The organism is Actinosynnema sp. NPDC002837 (genome assembly GCF_040295345.1).
Classification (GTDB): Bacteria; Actinomycetota; Actinomycetes; order Mycobacteriales; family Pseudonocardiaceae; genus Actinosynnema.
The window spans coordinates 44,736-63,560 of the sequence record NZ_JBEOVG010000030.1 but is presented as its reverse complement, the minus strand read 5'-3'; the positions used below and the strand labels follow the sequence as shown (position 1 = coordinate 63,560).

The following is an 18,825-nucleotide window of genomic DNA, read 5'->3' as shown; positions in this document are numbered from 1 at the left end:
GCACCGGGGTGGTCGAGCGGGCACTGGTCAGGGTGTTCCGCGACCACGAGCCGGTCGGGGTCGGCTTCCTCGTCTCCGCCGACCTGGTCCTGACCTGCGCGCACGTCGTCGGTGACGCCCCGGCGGTCGAGCTGGACTTCCCGCTGCTCGGCGTGAGGGCGCGGGCCGAGGTGGTCCACCGCCCCGAGGACGTCGACCTGGTCGGCCTCCGCCTCGACCACACCCCGGCGGGCGCGCGGGCCGTGCGCGTGGTCGCCGAGAGCGATCTCCGCGACCACCGGGTGCGGACGTTCGGCGTGCCCGACCGCCGCCCGGACGGCGTGTGGTCGCAGGGCGTGGTGCGCGGCGCGATCGCCGGCGGGCGGATCCACGTCGAGGACGACCGCGCGCACGGCCTGCCGATGCTGCGCGGCTTCAGCGGCAGCCCGGTCATCGACGACGACCTGGGCGCGGTGGTCGGCATGGTCGTGGACGTGGAGGCCCGCCGCGAGCACCGCATCGGGTACGCCCTGTCCGGCGCGGTGCTGCACGACGCGTGGCCGGAGCTGTCCGCGATCGCCAACCAGCCGAGCCCGTTCCGCGGCCTGGAGCCGTTCCAGCCCGAGGACGCCGAGCACTTCTTCGGCCGCGCCGACCGCGCGCGCGAGCTGGCCGAGCAGCTGGACCGCGACGGCGTCCTGGTGGTCACCGGACCGTCCGGCTGCGGCAAGTCGTCCCTGGTCCTGGCCGGTCTGGCGGCGAAGCTGCCGCACGCGGTCGTGATCCGCCCGGCCGGTTCGCCGTGGGCCGCGGCGGCGGCCGCGCTGGGCGTCGAGGAGATCGACGCGGACCGCGCTGAGGACGTCGTCAACCGGCTCCTGGTGCGCGAGGACCTGCGCCGCCTCACGCTCGTGGTCGACCAGTTCGACGAGGCGCTGACCCGGTTCCCGGACGAGTCGGCGGACCTGCTCGACACCCTCCTCGGCATCGCGGACTCGCACCACCGCACCCCGCGCGTGGACGTCGTCGTCACGACCACGACCGAACCGCTCGACCGCCTCCTGGCCGATCCCCGGTTCGGCTCACGGCTGGCCGGCCGCACGGCCACCCTGGGCACGCCGAGCGTCGCCGAGCTGCGCGAGGTCGTCGAGGGCCCGCTCGCCGCACCCGGCCTGCCCGTGCTCCAGCAGGGCCTCGCCGACGCCCTGCTCGACGACCTCGCCGGCGAGCGCAACCCGTTGCCGCTGCTGGAGTTCACCCTGACCCTGCTGTGGGAGCGGCAGGAGCGGGGCGTGCTCACCCACCGGGCGTACCGGGACCTCGGCGGCGTCGCGGGCGCGGTGTCCACGTACGCTGAGCAGGTGTGGCGGCGGTTCGACCCGGACGAGGTGCGCCGCGTGCTCACCCAGCTGGTCAGCCCGCTGCCGGACGGCGGCTACCTGCGCCGGGCCGTGCCGCCGGACGAGCTCGGCCCGATCGCCCTGGAGCTGGCCCGCACCCGCCTGGTCACGCTCGGGCCGGACGCCGTGGAGCTGGTGCACGAGGCCCTGGTGCGGCACTGGGACCGGCTGCGCGGCTGGGTCGAGGAGGACCGGGAGTTCCGGCTCTGGCAGGACGAGGTCGACCGCCAGGCCACCCGCTGGCACGACCACCGCGAGCGGGCGTTGTTGTTGCGCGGCAACGCTTTGCGGCAGGCCTGGGCGATGGCGGCGCAACGCCGGGACGCCGTGACCGGGCGGCAGCACGAGTTCGTGGCGGCGAGCGCGCGGGGCTACGCCATCGTGGTCGCGGCCCTGGCGCTGACCGCGGTCGTGGTGCTGGTCCTGACGTCCGGGGTCGCCTACACGGTGGTGCGGTTGATCAGCCAGCAGAACGCCGTCTCCGCGGCCAACGCGGCGGGCGCGCTGCTCACCAGGGCCCAGGAGAGCGACTTCGACCAGCGGGTCTTCGACGTCCTCCGGGCCCACCGCACGTCCGACACCCTGCACACCAGGCAGTCGCTGCGCTCGCTGTCCCGGTCCCTGCGCCACGCCGTGCTGCTGCTCGAACCGACCTCCGTGGTCAACGCCCGCGGCAGCCGGCTCGCCCGACAGCTGCCGGACGGCCGCGTCGAGCTGTGGGACCTCGCCGCCACCACCAAGGTCACCGTCGCGGGCACGCCGGGCGCCACCCTCACGTGGACCGGTGACGACGCGCTCGTCGTCACCGCCCCCGGACGGCCGCTGGTCGTGCTGGACGCCCGCACCGGCGACGTGGTGACCGAGGTGGAGGCCGACGCGGACCTGGTGTCCGGCGATCCGACCGGCCGCTACGTCGCCTACGCCGCCGAGGGTTCGACCGAGCTGCACGTGCTCGACCTGCGAGGCGAACCCACCGCGCGCACCGCGCCGGGCCCGCTCGGCACCGACCCGCACGACGTCGGGCTCGTCAGCGTGCTCGGCTCCGGCGAGGTGGTCGTCGACCACGGCTTGAGACGGCTCGCGCTGTCCACCTCCGGCTCCCGCGAGCTGTCGACGGGCTACACCGAGAACCTGGCGCAACGCCCCGAGCCGACCCGGACCGGGTGCGACGGCGCCCGGCTGGTGATGGAGGGCACGTCCACCGGCTCGGTGCTGGCCGAGGTGCGGCCGAGCGAGCAGGACTGCGCGTCCGGCGCGTTCAGCCCGGACGGCCGCGCGTTCGCGATGGTCTACGAGAACCCGTACATCAACCCGTCCGTGCTCCAGTTCGGCGCGACCGACCCGAGCGGACCGCGCTACGTCGCCCAGGTGCCCAACGACGCCCAGGTCACGCACGTCGAGGTCGAGCCGTCGGGGGCGCACCGGGTGCTCCTGGCCGTCGACAAGGCGGCGCTGGTGCTGCGGATACCGCCACCGGACGACCTGGACCGGGCGCTGGACACCGCCCACGACGCCCGGCTCACCCCCGACGGCGAGCACGTCGTGCTGACCGGGTCCGCCGTCGAGGTCTGGCACGTCGACAGCCGCACCCGGACCGGCCGGCTCGACCGCCCGGCGGAGGACGTCACGCTCGACTCGGCGACGGTGGCCGTGCCCGAGGACGGCGGCGCGATCACGCTGTGGAACCTGCCCGACCTCGCACCGCTCGGCCAGGTGCCCGGGGACGGCGAGGCGTGGCTGGGGTTCCTGGACGCGAACCGGCTGGCGGTCGTGCGCGGACAGGAGGTGGGCGTGTGGTCGGCCAGGACCGGTGAGCCGGTCGGCAAGCCGTTCACCGCGTCCGGCGCGACGCCGCTCACCGCCGTCGCGGTCGGCGACGACCAGCTCGCCGTGGTGAGCGGTGACAAGTGGGTGCGCCGGCACGCGATCGCGGACGGCGCGGAGGTGCCCGGCTCCGCGTTCCGGTTCGGCGGCTCCCCGACCGGCTCCCCCGTCGTGCCGCTCGCCGCGGCGGACGACCTGCTGGCCGTGCCGGAGGCCGACGGCGTCGAGGTGTGGGACCTGGACCGGGGAGAACGGCTGGACCGGCACGACGTGCCCGCCGACTACACCGTGTCGGCGCTGCGGTTCCGCGACGACACCGACGAGGTCGAGGTGACGCTGGACGGCCGCGACGGCGGTGGCCAGGCCGACGGCGGGGTGCAGGTGGAGCTGTGGACGCGGGACGTGCTGTGGGGCCTGCCGACGCTGCTGGGCCGCAGCGACGAGACCGTCGTGCGGCTGGACGTGCCCGCCGTGCCGGGCTACGCGAACGCGGGCGGCGAGTACGGCGGCCTGGAGTCCGGCGACCCGGACGCCTGGCGCGCCGCGGTGTGCGCGGTGGTGACGCGCAGCGAGCTGTCCGAGGACGGGGAACCACCGGCCGGGTCGTCCGACGACCCGGTCTGCTGAGAGAAGCCCAGGTGAAGGGGAACGCAGTGGCGGAGTACGTCGAGGTGCGCACGGAGGACGGCGAGCTGGTGCCGTTCGAGCTGGACGAGGAGTACGACGGCCCGGTGCGCGCGGGCCGCTGGAACCCGGTCGAGCGCGCCGAGGAGACGCTGGAGCACGGCATCGAGCGGGCCAAGAAGGTGGCCAGGTCGGTGGCCGCGAAGATCGGCAGCATGCCGTCGCCGCGACCGGACAAGGTGGCCGTGGAGATCGGCCTGAAGGTCAGCTCCAGCGCCGCGCTGGCCATCGCCAAGTCCTCCGCCGAGGCCCACGTCAAGATCACCGTCGAGTGGCACCGCGACAGCCTGCCCACCGAGGCCCCGCCCGAGGACAACGAGTCGAAGCCCGACCGGGGGCCCGACCAGGAGCCCGACGCCGAGCCCGGCACCGGGCCGGACGCCGAGGCGTAGGACACCTTGACCGAACGCTGCGGAGCGTGATGAGGCAGAGTTAGCCCGTGGAGCACGGAACCCTGCCTGACGTGTCGGTGGTCGTCGTCAACTACCGCGGCGCGGACGACACCGTCACCTGCCTGCGCGCGCTGTTCGGCGACCTCGACTACCCGGCAAAGAAACTCCAGGTCATCGTGGTCGACAACGCCTCGGGCGACGGCAGCGCGGACCGCATCCGGGCCGCCGCGCCGAACGCGGAGGTCGTCGAGGCCCCGGCCAACCTCGGCTTCGCGGGCGGCTGCAACCTGGGCGTGCGGGCCGCGCGCGGCTCGGTGGTCGCGTTCCTCAACAACGACGCCCGCCCCGACCCGCGCTGGCTGCGCGAGGCCGTGCGGGTGCTGCGCGCCGAGCCGACCGTCGGCGCGGTGGCGAGCAAGGTGCTCGACTGGGACGGCCGCGAGATCGACTTCGTGGACGGCGGCCTCACGTGGTTCGGCATGGGCTACAAGCGGCACGCGGGCCAACCCGACGACGGCACCCACGACACACCGCGCGACGTGCTCTTCGGCACCGGCTCGGCGCTCGTGGCGCGGACCGCCGTGTTCCGCGAGCTGGGCGGGTTCGACGAGCGGTTCTTCATGTTCTACGAGGACGTCGACCTCGGCTGGCGGATGAACCTGCGCGGCTGGCGCGTCCGCTACGTGCCCACGTCCCTGACCTACCACAAGCACCACGCCTCGATGTCCACTGTGGACACCAGCCGTGAGCTGTACCTGTTGGAGCGCAACGCCCTCGCCGCGCTCTACAAGAACTTCTCCGACGAGACGCTGGCCAAGGTGCTGCCCGCCGCGCTGGCCCTGGTGGTACGCCGGGCCACCGCGCGCGGCGAGCTGGACGCCACCCAGCTGGAGATCACCCGCCGTCCCGAGAACCCGGCCAACGACCGCGCCCCGGTGCCGGTGTCGCGGCAGGCGCTGGCCGGGTTCCTGGCGATCGACCAGTTCGTGGAGCTGCTGCCGTCCCTGGCCGAGTCGCGCAAGGCCGAGCAGGCCGCGCGCCGGGTCACCGACACCGACCTGGTGCCGCTGATGCGCAAGGCGATGGAGCCCGCCTACCCCCTGCCCCGCTACCTGGCCGCGCACGACGTGCTGGTCGAGGTGTTCGGGTTGGAGGAGGTGTTCGGCCGGCCGCGCCGGGTGCTGGTGGTGACCGGCGACGCGCTCTCCGACCGGATGGCGGGCCCCGCGATCCGGGCCTGGAACATGGCCGACGTGCTCTCCGCCGAGCACGACGTCCGGCTGGTCACGATCAACGCGCTGTGCGACCCGCCCGAGTCGTCGTTCCCGGTGAGCCGCGCCGTGCCGCGCGAGCTGGTCGAGCACGCCAAGTGGGCCGACATCGTCGTGCTCCAGGGGCACGTGCTGGAGAACGTCGGCTTCCTCAAGGAGCCGGGCAACACCAAGATCGTCGTCTGCGACATCTACGACCCGATGCACCTGGAGCTGCTGGAGCAGGGCAAGGACTCGACCGACGAGCAGCGCTCGCTCGACCTGGTCGGCGTCACCAGGATCATCGACAACCAGCTGCGGCGCGGCGACTTCTTCCTGTGCGCCTCCGAGCGGCAGCGGCACTTCTGGCTCGGCCACCTGACCGCGATCGGCCGCCTCACGCCCGCGCTCTACGACAACGACCCCACCGTCCGCTCGCTGCTGGCCGAGGCGCCGTTCGGGCTGCCGGGCAAGCCGCCGCAGCGCACCGGGCCGGGGCTGCGCTCGACGCTGGGCATCGACGAGTCGGACAAGGTCGTGCTGTGGGCGGGCGGCGTCTACAGCTGGTTCGACCCGCTGACCCTGCTGCACGCCATGGACCGGCTGCGGACGCGCCGGTCGGACGCGCGGCTGGTGTTCCTGGGCATGAAGCACCCCAACCCCGAGGTGCCGGACATGGACATCGCCGGGCAGACCCGCGCGCTGGCCGGGCGGCTGGACCTCACGGGCTCGCACGTGTTCTTCAACGAGACCTGGGTGCCCTACCACGACCGGCAGAACTGGCTGCTCGACGCGAACGCCGGCGTGACCACGCACTACGAGCACGTGGAGACGACGTTCGCGTTCCGCACGCGGGTGCTGGACTACCTGTGGGCCGGGCTGCCGATCGTGACCACGGACGGCGACTCGTTCGCCGACCTGGTGCGCCGCGAGGACCTGGGCGTGGTGGTGCCGTCGGAGGACCCGGACGCGTTGGCCGACGCGTTGGAGAAGGTCATGTACGACACCGCTTTCGCCGCCGGGTGCGCGGAGCGGATCGCCGCCGTGCGGGAGCGCTACACCTGGGAGAACGTGCTCACGCCGCTCACCGAGTTCTGCCGCAACCCGCGGCCCGCCGCCGACCGGCTGACCGGCACGTCGTTCATGGTGCCGAACCGGTCGCTCGGGCGGCTGGAGAAGGTGCAGCGGGACGTCGCGCTGGTCAAGGAGTACATGACCGCCGGCGGCGCCGGCGAGGTGGCCCGTCGCGCGACCGGCCGGGTGCTGAAGAAGTTGCGCGGCCGTGGCTAGGCCGCTGCGGGTGCTGATCGACGGCACCCCGCTGCTCGGGCAGCGGACCGGGATCGGCCGCTACACCGCGGCGTTGGCCGAGGAGCTGGCGTCGATGCTGGACGAGGTCGACGTGCGCGCGGTCGCGTTCACGTTGCGCGGGTGGCGCGCGCTGCGGACCGTGCTGCCGCACGACGTGGTGGCGCGCGGGCTGCCGGTGTCGGCGCGGCTGCTGCGGCAGTTCTGGCTGCGGATGCCGTTCCCGCCGGTGGAGTTCCTGGCCGGGCCGACGGACGTCATGCACGCGACCAACTTCATCCTGCCGCCGGCGCTGCGGGCGGGTGGCGTGACGACCATCCACGACCTGGCGTTCCTGGACACGCCCGGCGACCTGCCGCCGTCGGACCGCCGGCTGCCCGAGCTGGTGCACAAGTCGGCCACGCGGGCCGACGTGGTGTGCACGCCGACCCGTGCGGTGGCCGAGGTCGTGATGGAACGGCTCGGCGTGCCCGAGTCGAAGATCGTGGTGACGCCGCTCGGCGTCGACCCGGCGTGGTTCGCGGCCCGTTCGCCGTCGCCCGCGCTGCGCGCCCGACTGGGGTTGCCGTCGGAGTACTTGTTGTTCGTGGGTGCCGGCGGGCCGCGCAAGGGCCTGGGGACGTTGCTGACCGCGCACGCCGCCCGGCCGTCGTTGCCGCCGTTGGTGCTGGCCGGGCCGCACGTGGTCAGCTCCGACGACCGGGTGATGCGGACCGGCTACCTCAACGATGTCGATTTGAGGAGTGTCGTGGCGGGTGCGGCGGCGTTGGTGCTGCCGTCGCGCGACGAGGGCTTCGGGCTGCCCGTGCTGGAAGCTTTGGCGTGCAACGTGCCCGTGGTGTGCACGGACGTGCCGGCGTTGCGCGAGGTCGCCGGCGGGCACGCGACGCACGTGCCGGTGGGTGACGTGGAGGCGTTGGCGACGGCGATGGTGGAGGCGGTCGAGGCCCCGCCCACGCCCGCCGACCAGGCGGCACGGCGGACGCACGCGGCGGAGTTCACGTGGCGGCGGACGGCCGAGAAGACGTTGACGGCTTATCGGCGTGCCGCCGAGCGGTGACGGCCGCCGTGCAGTGGCAGCCGCTGAGGCGGACCGCGCCACGTGCGACGGGAGTCCACTGCTGACCGGTGTCGAGGCAGTCGTCGCACTCGTAGCCGGTCGGTTCGAGGATCTTCAGCTCGCGCCGGACGGCGTCGAGCAGCCGGTCCGCGGCGTTCGCGGTGAGGCCGAGCACGACCTGCCCCGGCGGTGGGCCGACGGAGAGGCACACCGTCCCGGTCTCGTCGTCCACCCACGCGCGCAGCGGCGTGTCTCCCCGGACGTAGGCCACGGCCACCTGATCAGCCACAACACCCTCCTCGATCGTGTGGAATTCGGTTCTGCTAGGTTGCTCGCACCCTGATCCGGACGCAAGCCTGATTGGAATCAAATTCCAATCTTCACTCGATCGAGGGACTCTGATGACTCCCAAGCAGCGCCGCCTGGCCCGCCGCCTCCGCCAGCTCCGGGTCAACTCGGGCACGTCGCTGGAGGACGCCGCCAACCACCTCGGGTGCAAGCAGCCCAAGATCACCAAGATCGAGATCTGCCAGCTGGGCGCGAAGCCCGAAGAGGTGCGGATGCTCTGCGAGCTGTACGGCGCGGGCCGGGCCACCGTCGAGAGCATGGTCGCCCTGGCCCGGACCGCCAAGACCCGTGGCTGGTACCAGGTCTACGACGAGTCGGCCAACCCCGAGAACATCGACTTCGTGGAGTTGGAGACCGACGCGGTGGCGGTGTCCAACTTCGAGATCGATCTCGTCCCCGGCCTGCTCCAGACCGGGGACTACGCCCGCGCTGTCATCCGCGCCGCCAACCCCGGCATCGGCAGCGGGGTCCTCGACCAGCGCGTCGAACTGCGCACCAAACGCCAGGACCGCGTGCTGGTCGGCGACTTGGCGGTGTGGGCGGTCATCACCGAAGATGCCCTGCTCCGCGCGATCGGCGGCCGGGACGTGCACATCGCCCAACTCTCACACCTGCTGGAGGCCGCCTCCCTGCCCAATGTGCAGTTCCAGGTCATCCCGAACCGCGCGGGCGAATACATCGCCATGGGTGTGCCCTTCTCCTGCTTCCGCTTCGACGACGGCTATGGCACGGTCGCGATCGATCACCTCACCGGCACTCTCTTCTTGGAAGAAGAAGCCGAGGTGGAGCGGTATAGGCTGGCGTTCCAGCATTTGTGCGGCACTGCGCTCAGTAAGCCGGACTCGCTGGCCCTGCTGCGGAAGTACGTCAAGGAGGAGCACAGCGAATGGGAGCGTCGGAGCTGACCTTCGGGACGTGGCGCAAGGCGAGTTACAGCGGCGGCAACTCGAACTGCGTCGAGGTGGCGCACTCCCCGACCGTCGTCGGCATCAGGGACAGCAAGTCGCCGGGCACGGGCACCCTCACCGTCTCCCGGTCCGCCTGGTTGGCGTTCCTGTCCGATACCGCCGCTACGAGTGCCCGGGTTGCCGGTCGGCCTGGGCGGGCTTGAGGACGCTCCACGAGATCTGCCGTGACCCGGTCACGGCACAGACGCGACGCAAGAACCGCTGCCGCTCGCCGTCAGGACGAGGCGCGGTCGCTTCAGGGGATCGCCCGAGCGCGGACATGGCGGAAAGGTTCTCGCACCGGTTGAGCGCAAAACCAGTGCGATAAACCTACTCCACCCCAACGGCCCAACCGACCCCTCCGGTGGTCACTCAGCGCGTCCACTGCGATGATGCCGGCCATGAGCTTCACGGCTGTGTGGCCGATCATGAAAGAGCGCGACGCCGACGCCGCCGACGAGATGACCGTCGGCACGCCGGAGGACGTCGACACCCTCCTGACCCGCTTGGCGGAACCCGGCGCGGGACCGGCCGTGATCGAGCACCAGGACCGCGAGCTGATCACCGACACCGAGGGCCTGCTCGGCGCGCCCGGCAGCGCCAAGATCCCGGACCACGACATGGCCGCCGCCATCCACCAGGGCTACGGCTACCTCACCTACGCCGACCCCGAGCACGACTACTCGACCCTGGCCGGCGACCCGGCCTCCCCCGAGTACCGCTCCGAGTACGTCGACTACCCGGCCGGCGCGGGCGTCCCGGTGGACGTCCTGGCGACCGCGCTGAAGGAGTTCCTGGCCACCGCCAAGCGCCCCGAGGGCGTCACCTGGCAGGCCGCCTAAGCGTCCCGGCGGCGGTCGCGGACCTCGGGGAGCGCTTCGAGGCCGGCGGACTTGTAGGTGGCGACGGCGCCGACGTTGGAGCTCGGGGTGCAGACCAGGACGCTCGACGAGCCCAGCTCACGCAGCGCGGCCGCCGCCGCGACCGTGATCGCCTTGCCGTAGCCGTGGCCCCGGTGGTCCGAGTGCACGCCCATCGGCTCGATCAACCCGGGCCGGCCCGGACCCGCCGACCACACCGTCACGGCGGCCACGGCGTTGCCCTGCTCGTCGTGCGCGACCAGGCACCGGGCGTCGGTGTAAGGCACTCCGGCGGCCATCGCGTGCCAGCGCTCGTCGGTGAACGTGGAACTGCTGAACGACGCCCGCTGCACGGCGGCCCGCACGTGCGCGCGCTCCGGTCCGATCACCTCGACCCGCACGCCCGGGTCCTCCACCGGCTCCGCCAGGTCGCGCCGCAGCGGCGTCCACGGCTCGTCGGTGTCCCAGCCGGCCTCGGCCAGCAGGTCCTGGACCAGCGCGCTCCTCGGCGCCTCGACGTACACCTCGCCCGCGACCAGCACCCCGCGCTCGGGAGCGGTCACGTCCTCGACCACCCGCCGGGCCAGCTCCTCGTCCTGGTGGGCGTCCGGCGCGATGGTCATCCGCAGCAGGTCGGGCGAGTCCAGCAGCCCGACCGCGAGGATTCGTCCGCCCCGGCTCCAGGTCCGCACGGCCGCCGCCGTCGCCTCCGCGCCGTACCGCCAGAACCAGCCGATGTCGCCGGGGTGCAGCTGCATCGGCGCGCCATCGTGCTGCCACTCGCGCAGCGCGTCCACCGCACCGGCCAGCCCGTCGACGGACGGCGTGCCCAACTCGATCGCCATGCCCCGCATCACACACCACCGCACCGACCGGCCGCACCCCGGTTTCAGGTCCGGTGGGACACCCAGATGTTCGGCTCGACGTACACGGCCACGTTCTGCGACGTCGAGACGAGCACCGGGGCGAGCGCGCCGGGCACGAGCACCGGCCCGTCCCGGTCGAACGGCAGCCCGGTCCACTCCCGCCAGCGCGCCAACGTCGCCTGCACGGTCGACGAGCACCACGCGACGCCCTCGACCCGTCCCCCGGCCCGCACGTGGGTCCGCAGCCACCGGTCCTCGGGCAGCCCGTCGGCACGGGTCCGCGCGGCGTACTCGTCCATCGGCACCTCGGGCTCGGTCGCCTTGTCCGGTGGCCGGAGCGGCACCAGGAGTTCGGCGAGCCCCGCCGCCGCGACCGCCGAACGCATCGCCGCCACGACCGCGCCGGACAGCCCGCGTCCCAGGTGGGCGGGGTCCACGGCGATCTCCAGCGCGCACGCGGTGTCGGGCTCGACGCCGTCCATCAGGTCCTCGGCCGCCCACACGGCCACCTGGCCCCACCCGCCGTCGGGGAACCGCTCCCGGGAGTCCCGGTCGGCCAGGAAGGCGACCATGATCCCCCGTGCCACGGGCCTGTCGCCGTCCAGCAGCGCCACCACCAGGTGCGGCCACCGCGCGGCGACCCGCCGTCCCCGCACGAGCAGGGACGCCAGGTCGCCCTGCATGAACCGGGGCGAGTCGGGCGGGTAGGGGATCCCGTAGACGGCGTCGGCCAGGTCGGGCCGCGAAGCGAGGGTGATCACGCGCACCCCCGCATCCTCCCCCCGTCTGGGAAACTGCGGGCCGTGACGACCACGGTCAGGGCAGCCGCGCGGGAGGACGTGCCCGCGCTCGTCCGCCTCCGCCTCGCGAACGCCGAGCAGCACGTCCGGCTCGACCCGGCCGTCTACCGGCTGCCCGAGGCCGACGTCGTCCGGCAGCACTTCGAGGACGTGCTCTCCGGCGGGTCGGACGTCCTGGTCCTCGTCGCGGACGTCGACGGCGAGGTCGCGGGCATGGCGGAAGTGGTGCCCCTGCCGGACCCGCCCGCGCACCAGATCACGGTGCCGCGCCCGGCGGCCGACGTGCACACGGTCGTCCTGGACGCGCACCGCGGCCGGGGCGTCGGCAAGGCCCTGCTCGCCGGGGCGGAGCAAGCCGCCTCGGCACGCGGTGTGACCGTCCTCTACGCCGGCGTCCTGACGCTCAACGAGGACGCCGTCCGCTTCTACGCGTCGGCCGGGTACGGGCCTCGCGGCACGATGCTGCGCAAGGAACTGCCGGCCTGAACCGACGGCTCAGGGCACCGCGTTCGCCTTCACGGCCGCCGCCAACGCCTCCTGCCAGTGCCGCAGCGGGGTCAGGCCCGAGTCCTCCCAGGCCTTGTTGGACAGCACGGAGTACGCCGGGCGCGGGGCGGGGCGGGGGAAGTCGGCGGTCGTGCACGGGTGCACGCGGTTCGGGTCGAGGCCGAGTTCGGCGAAGATGGCGCGGGCGAAGCCGCACCACGTGGTCTCGCCGCCGCCGGTCGCGTGCAGCACCCGGGCGGGCGTGCCGCCCGACGTGACCGCGGCGGCCAGGTCCACCAGCCCGTGCGCCAGGTCGAGCGACCACGTCGGCGAGCCGATCTGGTCGTCCACAACGGACAGCGTGTCGTTCGTGGCGGCCAGTCGGGCCATGGTCTTCACGAAGTTGTTGCCGTGCTCGCCGTAGACCCAAGCGGTGCGGACGACCCACGAACGGTCCCATGTGGACAGCACGTTGCGCTCGCCGTCGAGCTTCGTGCGGCCGTAGACGGACTTCGGCCCGGTCTCGTCGGTCGGCTCGTACGGCCGCGTGCCGTCGCCGGGGAACACGTAGTCCGTGGAGACGTGCAGCAGCGGCACGTTGTGCTCGCGGCAGCTCGTGGCCAGGTTCGCGGGCCCGACCGCGTTGACCTCCGCGGCCCGGTCGACGTCGGTCTCCGCCGCGTCCACCGCCGTGTAGGCCGCAGCGTTCACGACCACCGGCCGGAACCCCGCGTCACGGGCGCTCGCGGCGAACACCGCCACCGCGTCCGCCACCGCCGAGGCGTCGGTCAGGTCGAGCTCGGCCGACGACGGCGCGTGCACGAGGCCGTCGCCGGGCGCCGCCGTCACCAGGTCCCGCCCGAGCTGGCCGCGGCCACCGGGCACGAGGAGTGCGAGCGCCATCAGCCGGCCAGCGCCGCGCGCTGCTTGAGCGGCTCCCACCACGACCGGTTGTCCCGGTACCACCGCACGGTCGAGGCCAGGCCCTCGGCGAAGTCGACCCGCGGCGCGTAGCCCAGCTCGGTGCTGATCTTGGTGATGTCCACCGAGTAGCGCCGGTCGTGGCCCTTGCGGTCGGTGACGGGCTCGACGAACGAGTCCCAGTCACGCCCCGTGGCCTCCAGCAGGCGCTCGGTCAGCTCCCGGTTGGTCAGCTCCGTGCCGCCGCCGATGTTGTAGATCTCACCGGCGCGCCCGCCCTCCAGCACGAGCTGGATGCCGTGGCAGTGGTCGTCCACGTGCAGCCAGTCGCGGACGTTGAGGCCGTCGCCGTACAGCGGCACCTTCCTGCCGTCGACCAGGTTGGTCACGAACAGCGGGATGACCTTCTCGGGGAACTGGTACGGACCGTAGTTGTTCGAGCACCGGGTGATGCTCACCGGCAGCCCGTGGGTGCGGAAGAACGACCGCGCCAGCAGGTCCGACGACGCCTTGGACGCCGAGTAGGGCGAGTTCGGCTCCAGGATGTGGTCCTCGGTCCAGGAACCCTCTTCGATCGTGCCGTAGACCTCGTCGGTCGAGACGTGCACGAACTTCTCCACACCGGCCTCCAGCGCGCCCTGCAGCAGCGTCTGGGTGCCGAGCACGTTGGTCAGCACGAAGTCGGCCGAGCCGGAGATCGAGCGGTCCACATGGGACTCGGCGGCGAAGTGCACCACCACGTCCGTCCGGCCCATCAGGTCGGCGACCAGCTCGCGGTCGCAGATGTCGCCCCGGACGAAGGTCAGCCTCGGGCTGTCCGCGACCGGCGCCAGGTTCGCCTCGTTGCCGGCGTAGGTGAGCTTGTCCAGCACCACCACCTCGGCATCGGCGTAGGCCGGGTACGCGCCGGCCACCATCTCCCGCACGTAGTGCGAACCGATGAACCCGGCCCCACCCGTTACCAGTACCCGCATGCTCAGTGTCCTCCTGAAGGCGGTTGCTCATCGCAGTCTGTCACGAGTGCCATTCGTGCAACCCACCTGGTTGTTACAGCGTCTCCCGTATAAGAGGAATGTCCGGCGCGGCCAACCTCCGCGCCAGTAATGTCGACCAGGCACGCCTGAGCGCACGGGGGAGGCAGGCAGTGGACTCCAGTCCGCCAGGAACAGCCGGTGGATCGGCTGCACTGCGTGCACTCGCGATCACCGCGCGTTCACTGCTGGCGCTGGTCTCGGCGGCTGTGCTCGTCGTCACGTGGTACGGCTGGTACTACCTCAGCGACATCGACGAGGACATCACGACGACCGACGTCATCGCGTCCTCGGTGACCGAGGACGCCGACGGCGTGCCCCGCAGGCCGCTCGACGGCGCGGTCGACATCCTGCTGGTCGGGGTCGACAGCCGCACCGACGCGCAGGGCAACCCGCTGTCGGACGAGGTGTTGGCGCTGCTCAACGGCGGTGTGGCGGACGGCACGCAGAACACCGACACGATGATCCTGGTGCACATCCCCCAGGACGGCACGCGTGCGGTGGCCATCTCGTTCCCGCGTGACGCGTACGTGGAGATCGCGGACGGGTTCGGCAAGCACAAGCTGAACTCCGCGCTGGCCAGGCAGAAGAACGACAAGGCGCAGGAGCTGCGCGACAAGGGCGTGACCGACGAGGCCCGCATCGAGCTGGAGTCGACGCTGGCCGGCCGCAAGACGCTGATCAAGACGATCGAGGGGCTGACCGGCGGCTCCGTCACCGTCGACCGGTATGCCGAAGTCAACCTGGCCAGCTTCTACGAGGTGACGAAGGCGCTCGGCGGCGTCGAGGTGTGCCTGAACGAGGCCACCAGCGACCGCGACTCGGGCGCGGACTTCCCGGCCGGGCGGCAGACCATCGAGGGCGCCAAGGCGCTGTCGTTCGTCCGCCAGCGCGGCGGGCTGCCCGGCGGCGACCTGGACCGGATCGTGCGGCAGCAGGTGTTCATCGGCGCGTTGGCCCGCAAGGTGCTCTCCACGGGCACGCTGACCGACTTCGACCAGCTCGACCGGCTCGTGACGGCGGTGAAGAAGTCCGTCGTGCTGAGCGAGGGGTGGAACATCACCGAGTTCGCCACCCAGATGCAGGGCCTCGTGGGCGGCAACATCCAGTTCCGCACGATCCCGGTGGGCGACCCGATGGACACGTGGAGCGACGGCAACGTGCTGCCGGTCGACCCCGCGCGGGTGCGCCAGTTCATCAAGGGCCTGGCGACCGACAACGACCCGTCGAAGGCGCCCGCCACGACCACGACGCCGTCCGGGCCGCCGCCCTCGGCGATCACCGTGCACGTCTACAACTCCGCCGGGGTGAACCGGCTCGCCGCGAGCGTGCTGGACATGTTGGTGGAGAAGGGTTTCAAGCGCGGTCGGGCGGACTCCGGGGCGTACGCGGAGACGACGTCCGTGCGGTACGCGCCGGGTGAGCGGGCGAGCGCCGACAAGGTGATCTCGGCCCTGACCGGTAACGCCGAGGCCATCGAGGACGACTCCGTGCCCAGGGGGCAGGTTCTCGTGTACGCCGGCGCCGACTACGCGCCGCCGGACCAGTCCGACCCGGCGTCGGTCGGCGTGCCGGGCACGGACAGCCCGCCCTCGACGAGCTCGACCCCGCCGATCACCGCCGACGGTGTGGTCTGCGTCAACTGAGCACCACCTCCCGGTGAATCCGGACGTCCGACCGGCCGAGGGTGGTTAGCCTGGTCGGACACCCATTCGTAGGAGGAGCGCCGGTGAGGGCTGCGGTGATCGCGGGACGCGTGCTCGTCGCGCTGCTGTCCGCGGCCGTGCTGGCGGCGTCCGGGTACGGCTGGTCGACGTTCCAGCGCGTGCAGGAGAGCGTGAACACGACCGACGTGCTGACCGCGCTGTCGGACGTGCCGAACGCGCCGCCCGCGGCCGACGGCGCGACCGACATCCTGCTGGTCGGCAGCGACAGCCGCACCGACGCCCAGGGCGTGCCGCTGCCGGAGCACGTGCTGCGGAAGCTGCGCACGGAGGCGACGGACACCCTCAACACGGACACGATCATCGTGATGCGCGTGCCGCACGACGGCAGCAAGGCGCACGCCGTGTCCATCCCCCGGGACACCTACGTGCCGATCCCGGAGGTCGGCGAGGAGAAGATCAACTCGGCGTACGGGCTGACCAAGTTCTTCACCATGGAGCGGCTGGCGGCGTCGGGCATGTCCGACCTGACCGAGCGCTCCAAGGCGGGCGACCAGGCCGGGCGGCGGGCGTTGGTGCAGGTGGTGCAGGAGCTGACCGGCGTGCGGGTCGACCACTACGCGGAGATCAACCTCTACGGGTTCTACCTGCTCACCGAGGTGATCGGCGGCGTGGAGGTGTGCCTGAAGCAGGGCACGTCGGACCCGGACTCGGGCGCGAACTTCCGCGCGGGCGTGCAGACGATCTCGGGCGGGGACGCGCTGGCGTTCGTGCGCCAGCGCAAGGGCATCCCGAACGGCGACCTGGGCCGGATCACCCGGCAGCAGGTGTTCATGTCGGCGGCGATGTCGAAGCTGCTGTCGGCGGGGACGCTGGCGGACCCGACGCGGCTGTCCGGGCTGCTGGACGCGGTGAACAAGTCGATCGTGGTGGACGAGGCCCTGGATTTGGCGAAGTTCGCCGGTCAGGCGCGCGGGCTGGCCGGCGGGAACGTCGAGTTCGCGACCATCCCGGTGACCGGCGTCGGCGCGCGCAACGACCGCGGCCAGAGCATCGTGACCGTGGACCCGGCGCAGGTGAAGGCGTTCGTGGCGGAGTTGTTGGGCGAGAAGACGCCCGCGCCGGCCCCGCCCCCGACCTCGGCTGCCCCTCCGGCCACCGGGACTTCGACCACGGCCGGCGCTTCGCCCACCCAGCGCCTCGCGGGCGACCGCCTGGTGAGCCTGGACGGCCCCCGCCACCGCGCCGTCCAGGCCGGCCCGGTCTGCGTCGACTGACCGGCCTGCGTCGACTGACCGGCCTGCGTCGACTGACCGGCCCGCGTCGGCTGACGGCCGATTCGTTCAAGACCCGCGGGCGGCGCAGGTGCCAGCATCGTCGGCATGGACCTCGCCCGCGCACACGCGTTCCTGGACACGCACGCCCGGCTGCTCGAACGACGGCTCGCCCTCCTGTGGTCCCGGCCCGACCCGGTCGCGGCGGTCGCGGTCGTGGACGCGCTGGCGGGCTACCGCAACGCAGACGGCGGGCTGGGCCACGCGCTGGAACCGGACGTCCGCGCGCCGCACAGCCAGCCGCTGGCCGTCGACTTCGCGCTCGGCGTGCTCGGGCAGGTGCTGGACTCGCCCGCCGCGGCCGACGCCGTGGTGCGGGAGAAGGTCGCCGGGTTCGCCGGGAGCCTGGTGCCGTACCTCGACTCGGTGACCTCCCCCGAGGGCGGGCTGCCGATCGTGCTGCCCGACATCGCCGACCACGCCCGCGCCGAGCACTGGGGCGACGGCCGGTTCCCGGTCGGCCTCAACCCGACGGCGGGCATCGTCGCGGGGCTGCGCAAGGCCGGCGTGTCCGCCGCGTGGGTCGACTCCGCCGACGAGTTCTGCCGCGTGCGGATCGAGGCGCTGTCCGGCGACGTCGACGCGCACACGGCGGTCAACGTGCTGCACTTCCTGGCGACCACCCCGGACCGGGAGTGGGCCGGTCGGCACGGGCTGTCGGTCGAGGATCTGAGCCTGTTCCACCTCTACCCCGGCGAGGGCTACGGCCTGACCCCGTTGGACTTCGCGCCGCTGCCGACCGACCCGCTGCGCGCCCTCTTCCCGGCCGACGCGATCACCGCCCACCTGACCGCGCTCGCCGCCGCCCAGTGCGAGGACGGCGGCTGGCCGGTGACCTGGCGGCCACCGGGCCCGGCCGCCGCGCTGGAGTGGCGCGGCATCGTCACCGCCAACGCCCTCCGCGTCCTGACCGCCGACTGACCCGGTGCTCGGGGCGATGGGCGCGGGGGTGGCGGGGCGTGGCAAGGTTGGCGCATGACCGTCACGGATGCCCTGTTCGCGCCCCTGTTCGCGGCGAATCCCGGCCGTCCCCTGATCACGCACTACGACGACGCGGCGGGCACGCGGGTGGAGCTGTCGCGCGCCACCATCCGGAACTGGGCGGCCAAGACGGCGAACTGGCTCCGTGACGAGCACGACGTCGAGCCCGGCGACCCGGTGGCCGTGCTGCTGCCCGCGCACTGGCAGACGGCCGGCGTGCTGCTGGGCGCGTGGTGGTGCGGCGCGGCGGTCACGGACGACCCGGCGGGCGCGAAGGTGGCCGTCGTGGCGCCCGGCGTCGAGGCGCCCGGAGCCGTGGTCACGGCCGTGGCGTCGTTGCACCCCATGGGGTTGGGCAGCGGCGCGCCCGTGGACTACAACGACGACGTGCGCGTGTTCGGCGACGACTTCGCACCCTGGGAGCCGATCCCCGGCACCACGCCCGCCCTGCTGAAGTCCACTGTGGACGAGGTGGTGGAGGAGGCGCACCAGCGGGCGGCGACGTTGGGCATCACCACGACGTCCCGCGTGCTGTCCACTGTGGAGTGGGGCCTGCCGGACGGCCTGCTGAACGGTTTCCTGGCCGTGCTGGCGGGCGGCGGTTCGCTGGTGCAGTGCAGCAACGCCGCACCGGACCTGCTGGCCGCACGCCGCGCCAGCGAGCAGACGACCCTGGACCTGGTCGGCTGA

17 protein-coding genes are annotated in these 18,825 nt (G+C 72.8%); 12 read left to right on the top strand and 5 right to left on the bottom strand.

Annotation, left to right across the window (positions count from 1 at the left end):
* The first annotated feature begins 8 nt into the window (after positions 1-8).
* Genes ABTZ99_RS21480 through ABTZ99_RS21465 form a run of 4 tightly spaced genes read left to right on the top strand, consistent with a single transcriptional unit; the run spans position 9 to position 7,897 of the window.
* Positions 9-3,830: an nSTAND1 domain-containing NTPase gene (locus ABTZ99_RS21480; protein ID WP_499613285.1), complete on the top strand. Its 3,822-nt coding sequence runs from the start codon at positions 9-11 to the stop codon at positions 3,828-3,830.
* 11 nt (positions 3,831-3,841) lie between these two features.
* Complete coding sequence (locus ABTZ99_RS21475; RefSeq protein ID WP_499613282.1) at positions 3,842-4,279, top strand: CU044_2847 family protein; 438 nt, start codon at positions 3,842-3,844, stop codon at positions 4,277-4,279.
* A 47-nt stretch (positions 4,280-4,326) separates the two neighbouring features.
* A complete protein-coding gene (locus ABTZ99_RS21470) occupies positions 4,327-6,819 on the top strand; it encodes a glycosyltransferase (protein WP_499613279.1) in 2,493 nt (830 codons plus the stop codon).
* Positions 6,812-7,897, top strand: coding sequence for a glycosyltransferase family 4 protein (locus tag ABTZ99_RS21465; RefSeq protein WP_498785455.1), 1,086 nt, complete (start codon positions 6,812-6,814; stop codon positions 7,895-7,897). The genes ABTZ99_RS21470 and ABTZ99_RS21465 overlap by 8 nt, the downstream gene beginning before the upstream one ends.
* On the opposite strand, the gene ABTZ99_RS21460 is transcribed toward ABTZ99_RS21465, so the two are convergent.
* On the bottom strand, positions 7,836-8,186 hold the full coding sequence (locus ABTZ99_RS21460) for a hypothetical protein (protein WP_498785457.1): 351 nt from the start codon (positions 8,184-8,186) through the stop codon (positions 7,836-7,838). The genes ABTZ99_RS21465 and ABTZ99_RS21460 overlap by 62 nt on opposite strands.
* Before the next feature lie 112 nt (positions 8,187-8,298).
* Between ABTZ99_RS21460 and ABTZ99_RS21455 the strand changes: the two genes are divergently transcribed.
* The 3 genes from ABTZ99_RS21455 (at position 8,299) to ABTZ99_RS21445 (ending at position 10,034) form a co-directional block, all read left to right on the top strand.
* Positions 8,299-9,150: a DUF5753 domain-containing protein gene (locus tag ABTZ99_RS21455; protein WP_499613275.1), complete on the top strand. Its 852-nt coding sequence runs from the start codon at positions 8,299-8,301 to the stop codon at positions 9,148-9,150.
* Positions 9,132-9,356, top strand: coding sequence for a DUF397 domain-containing protein (locus ABTZ99_RS21450; RefSeq protein ID WP_499613273.1), 225 nt, complete (start codon positions 9,132-9,134; stop codon positions 9,354-9,356). The genes ABTZ99_RS21455 and ABTZ99_RS21450 overlap by 19 nt, the downstream gene beginning before the upstream one ends.
* 237 nt (positions 9,357-9,593) lie before the next feature.
* Positions 9,594-10,034: an Imm1 family immunity protein gene (locus tag ABTZ99_RS21445; protein WP_498780425.1), complete on the top strand. Its 441-nt coding sequence runs from the start codon at positions 9,594-9,596 to the stop codon at positions 10,032-10,034.
* Here ABTZ99_RS21445 and ABTZ99_RS21440 read toward each other — a convergent pair.
* Together ABTZ99_RS21440 and ABTZ99_RS21435 are read right to left on the bottom strand one after the other, a co-directional pair.
* Positions 10,031-10,897: a GNAT family N-acetyltransferase gene (locus ABTZ99_RS21440; protein WP_499613270.1), complete on the bottom strand. Its 867-nt coding sequence runs from the start codon at positions 10,895-10,897 to the stop codon at positions 10,031-10,033. The two genes, ABTZ99_RS21445 and ABTZ99_RS21440, sit on opposite strands and share 4 nt — an antisense overlap.
* Positions 10,898-10,941: 44 nt before the next feature.
* Complete coding sequence (locus ABTZ99_RS21435) at positions 10,942-11,685, bottom strand: hypothetical protein (RefSeq protein WP_499613267.1); 744 nt, start codon at positions 11,683-11,685, stop codon at positions 10,942-10,944.
* Between the two features lie 36 nt (positions 11,686-11,721).
* On the opposite strand from ABTZ99_RS21435, the gene ABTZ99_RS21430 reads away from it, so the two are divergent.
* Positions 11,722-12,204, top strand: coding sequence for a GNAT family N-acetyltransferase (locus ABTZ99_RS21430; RefSeq protein WP_499613264.1), 483 nt, complete (start codon positions 11,722-11,724; stop codon positions 12,202-12,204).
* 9 nt (positions 12,205-12,213) lie between these two features.
* Here ABTZ99_RS21430 and rfbD read toward each other — a convergent pair whose 3' ends face one another.
* Both rfbD and rfbB read right to left on the bottom strand, forming a co-directional pair.
* Complete coding sequence (gene rfbD / locus ABTZ99_RS21425) at positions 12,214-13,107, bottom strand: dTDP-4-dehydrorhamnose reductase (RefSeq protein ID WP_499613261.1); 894 nt, start codon at positions 13,105-13,107, stop codon at positions 12,214-12,216.
* Positions 13,107-14,099: a dTDP-glucose 4,6-dehydratase gene (gene rfbB / locus ABTZ99_RS21420; protein WP_498780435.1), complete on the bottom strand. Its 993-nt coding sequence runs from the start codon at positions 14,097-14,099 to the stop codon at positions 13,107-13,109. The genes rfbD and rfbB overlap by 1 nt, the downstream gene beginning before the upstream one ends.
* A 170-nt stretch (positions 14,100-14,269) precedes the next feature.
* Between rfbB and ABTZ99_RS21415 the strand changes: the two genes are divergently transcribed.
* The 4 genes from ABTZ99_RS21415 (at position 14,270) to ABTZ99_RS21400 (ending at position 18,825) form a co-directional block, all read left to right on the top strand.
* On the top strand, positions 14,270-15,802 hold the full coding sequence (locus tag ABTZ99_RS21415; protein WP_498780437.1) for an LCP family protein: 1,533 nt from the start codon (positions 14,270-14,272) through the stop codon (positions 15,800-15,802).
* Between the two features lie 83 nt (positions 15,803-15,885).
* Positions 15,886-17,097 (top strand): LCP family protein, encoded by a 1,212-nt coding sequence (locus tag ABTZ99_RS21410; RefSeq protein ID WP_499613257.1) that lies wholly within the window; start codon positions 15,886-15,888, stop codon positions 17,095-17,097.
* Positions 17,098-17,202: 105 nt separating this feature from the next.
* Entirely contained in the window at positions 17,203-18,075 is an 873-nt protein-coding gene (locus ABTZ99_RS21405; protein WP_498780439.1) for a hypothetical protein, read from the top strand.
* Between the two features lie 54 nt (positions 18,076-18,129).
* Complete coding sequence (locus ABTZ99_RS21400; protein WP_498780440.1) at positions 18,130-18,825, top strand: TIGR03089 family protein; 696 nt, start codon at positions 18,130-18,132, stop codon at positions 18,823-18,825.

Coding starts and splice junctions, on each gene's coding strand:
- rfbD (WP_499613261.1), bottom strand. CDS start 13,107: ATGGCGCTCGCACTCCTCGTGCCCGGTGGCCGCGGCCAGCTCGGGCGG.
- ABTZ99_RS21445 (WP_498780425.1), top strand. CDS start 9,594: ATGAGCTTCACGGCTGTGTGGCCGATCATGAAAGAGCGCGACGCCGAC.
- ABTZ99_RS21405 (WP_498780439.1), top strand. CDS start 17,203: ATGGACCTCGCCCGCGCACACGCGTTCCTGGACACGCACGCCCGGCTG.
- ABTZ99_RS21455 (WP_499613275.1), top strand. CDS start 8,299: ATGACTCCCAAGCAGCGCCGCCTGGCCCGCCGCCTCCGCCAGCTCCGG.
- rfbB (WP_498780435.1), bottom strand. CDS start 14,099: ATGCGGGTACTGGTAACGGGTGGGGCCGGGTTCATCGGTTCGCACTAC.
- ABTZ99_RS21450 (WP_499613273.1), top strand. CDS start 9,132: ATGGGAGCGTCGGAGCTGACCTTCGGGACGTGGCGCAAGGCGAGTTAC.
- ABTZ99_RS21400 (WP_498780440.1), top strand. CDS start 18,130: ATGACCGTCACGGATGCCCTGTTCGCGCCCCTGTTCGCGGCGAATCCC.
- ABTZ99_RS21440 (WP_499613270.1), bottom strand. CDS start 10,897: ATGGCGATCGAGTTGGGCACGCCGTCCGTCGACGGGCTGGCCGGTGCG.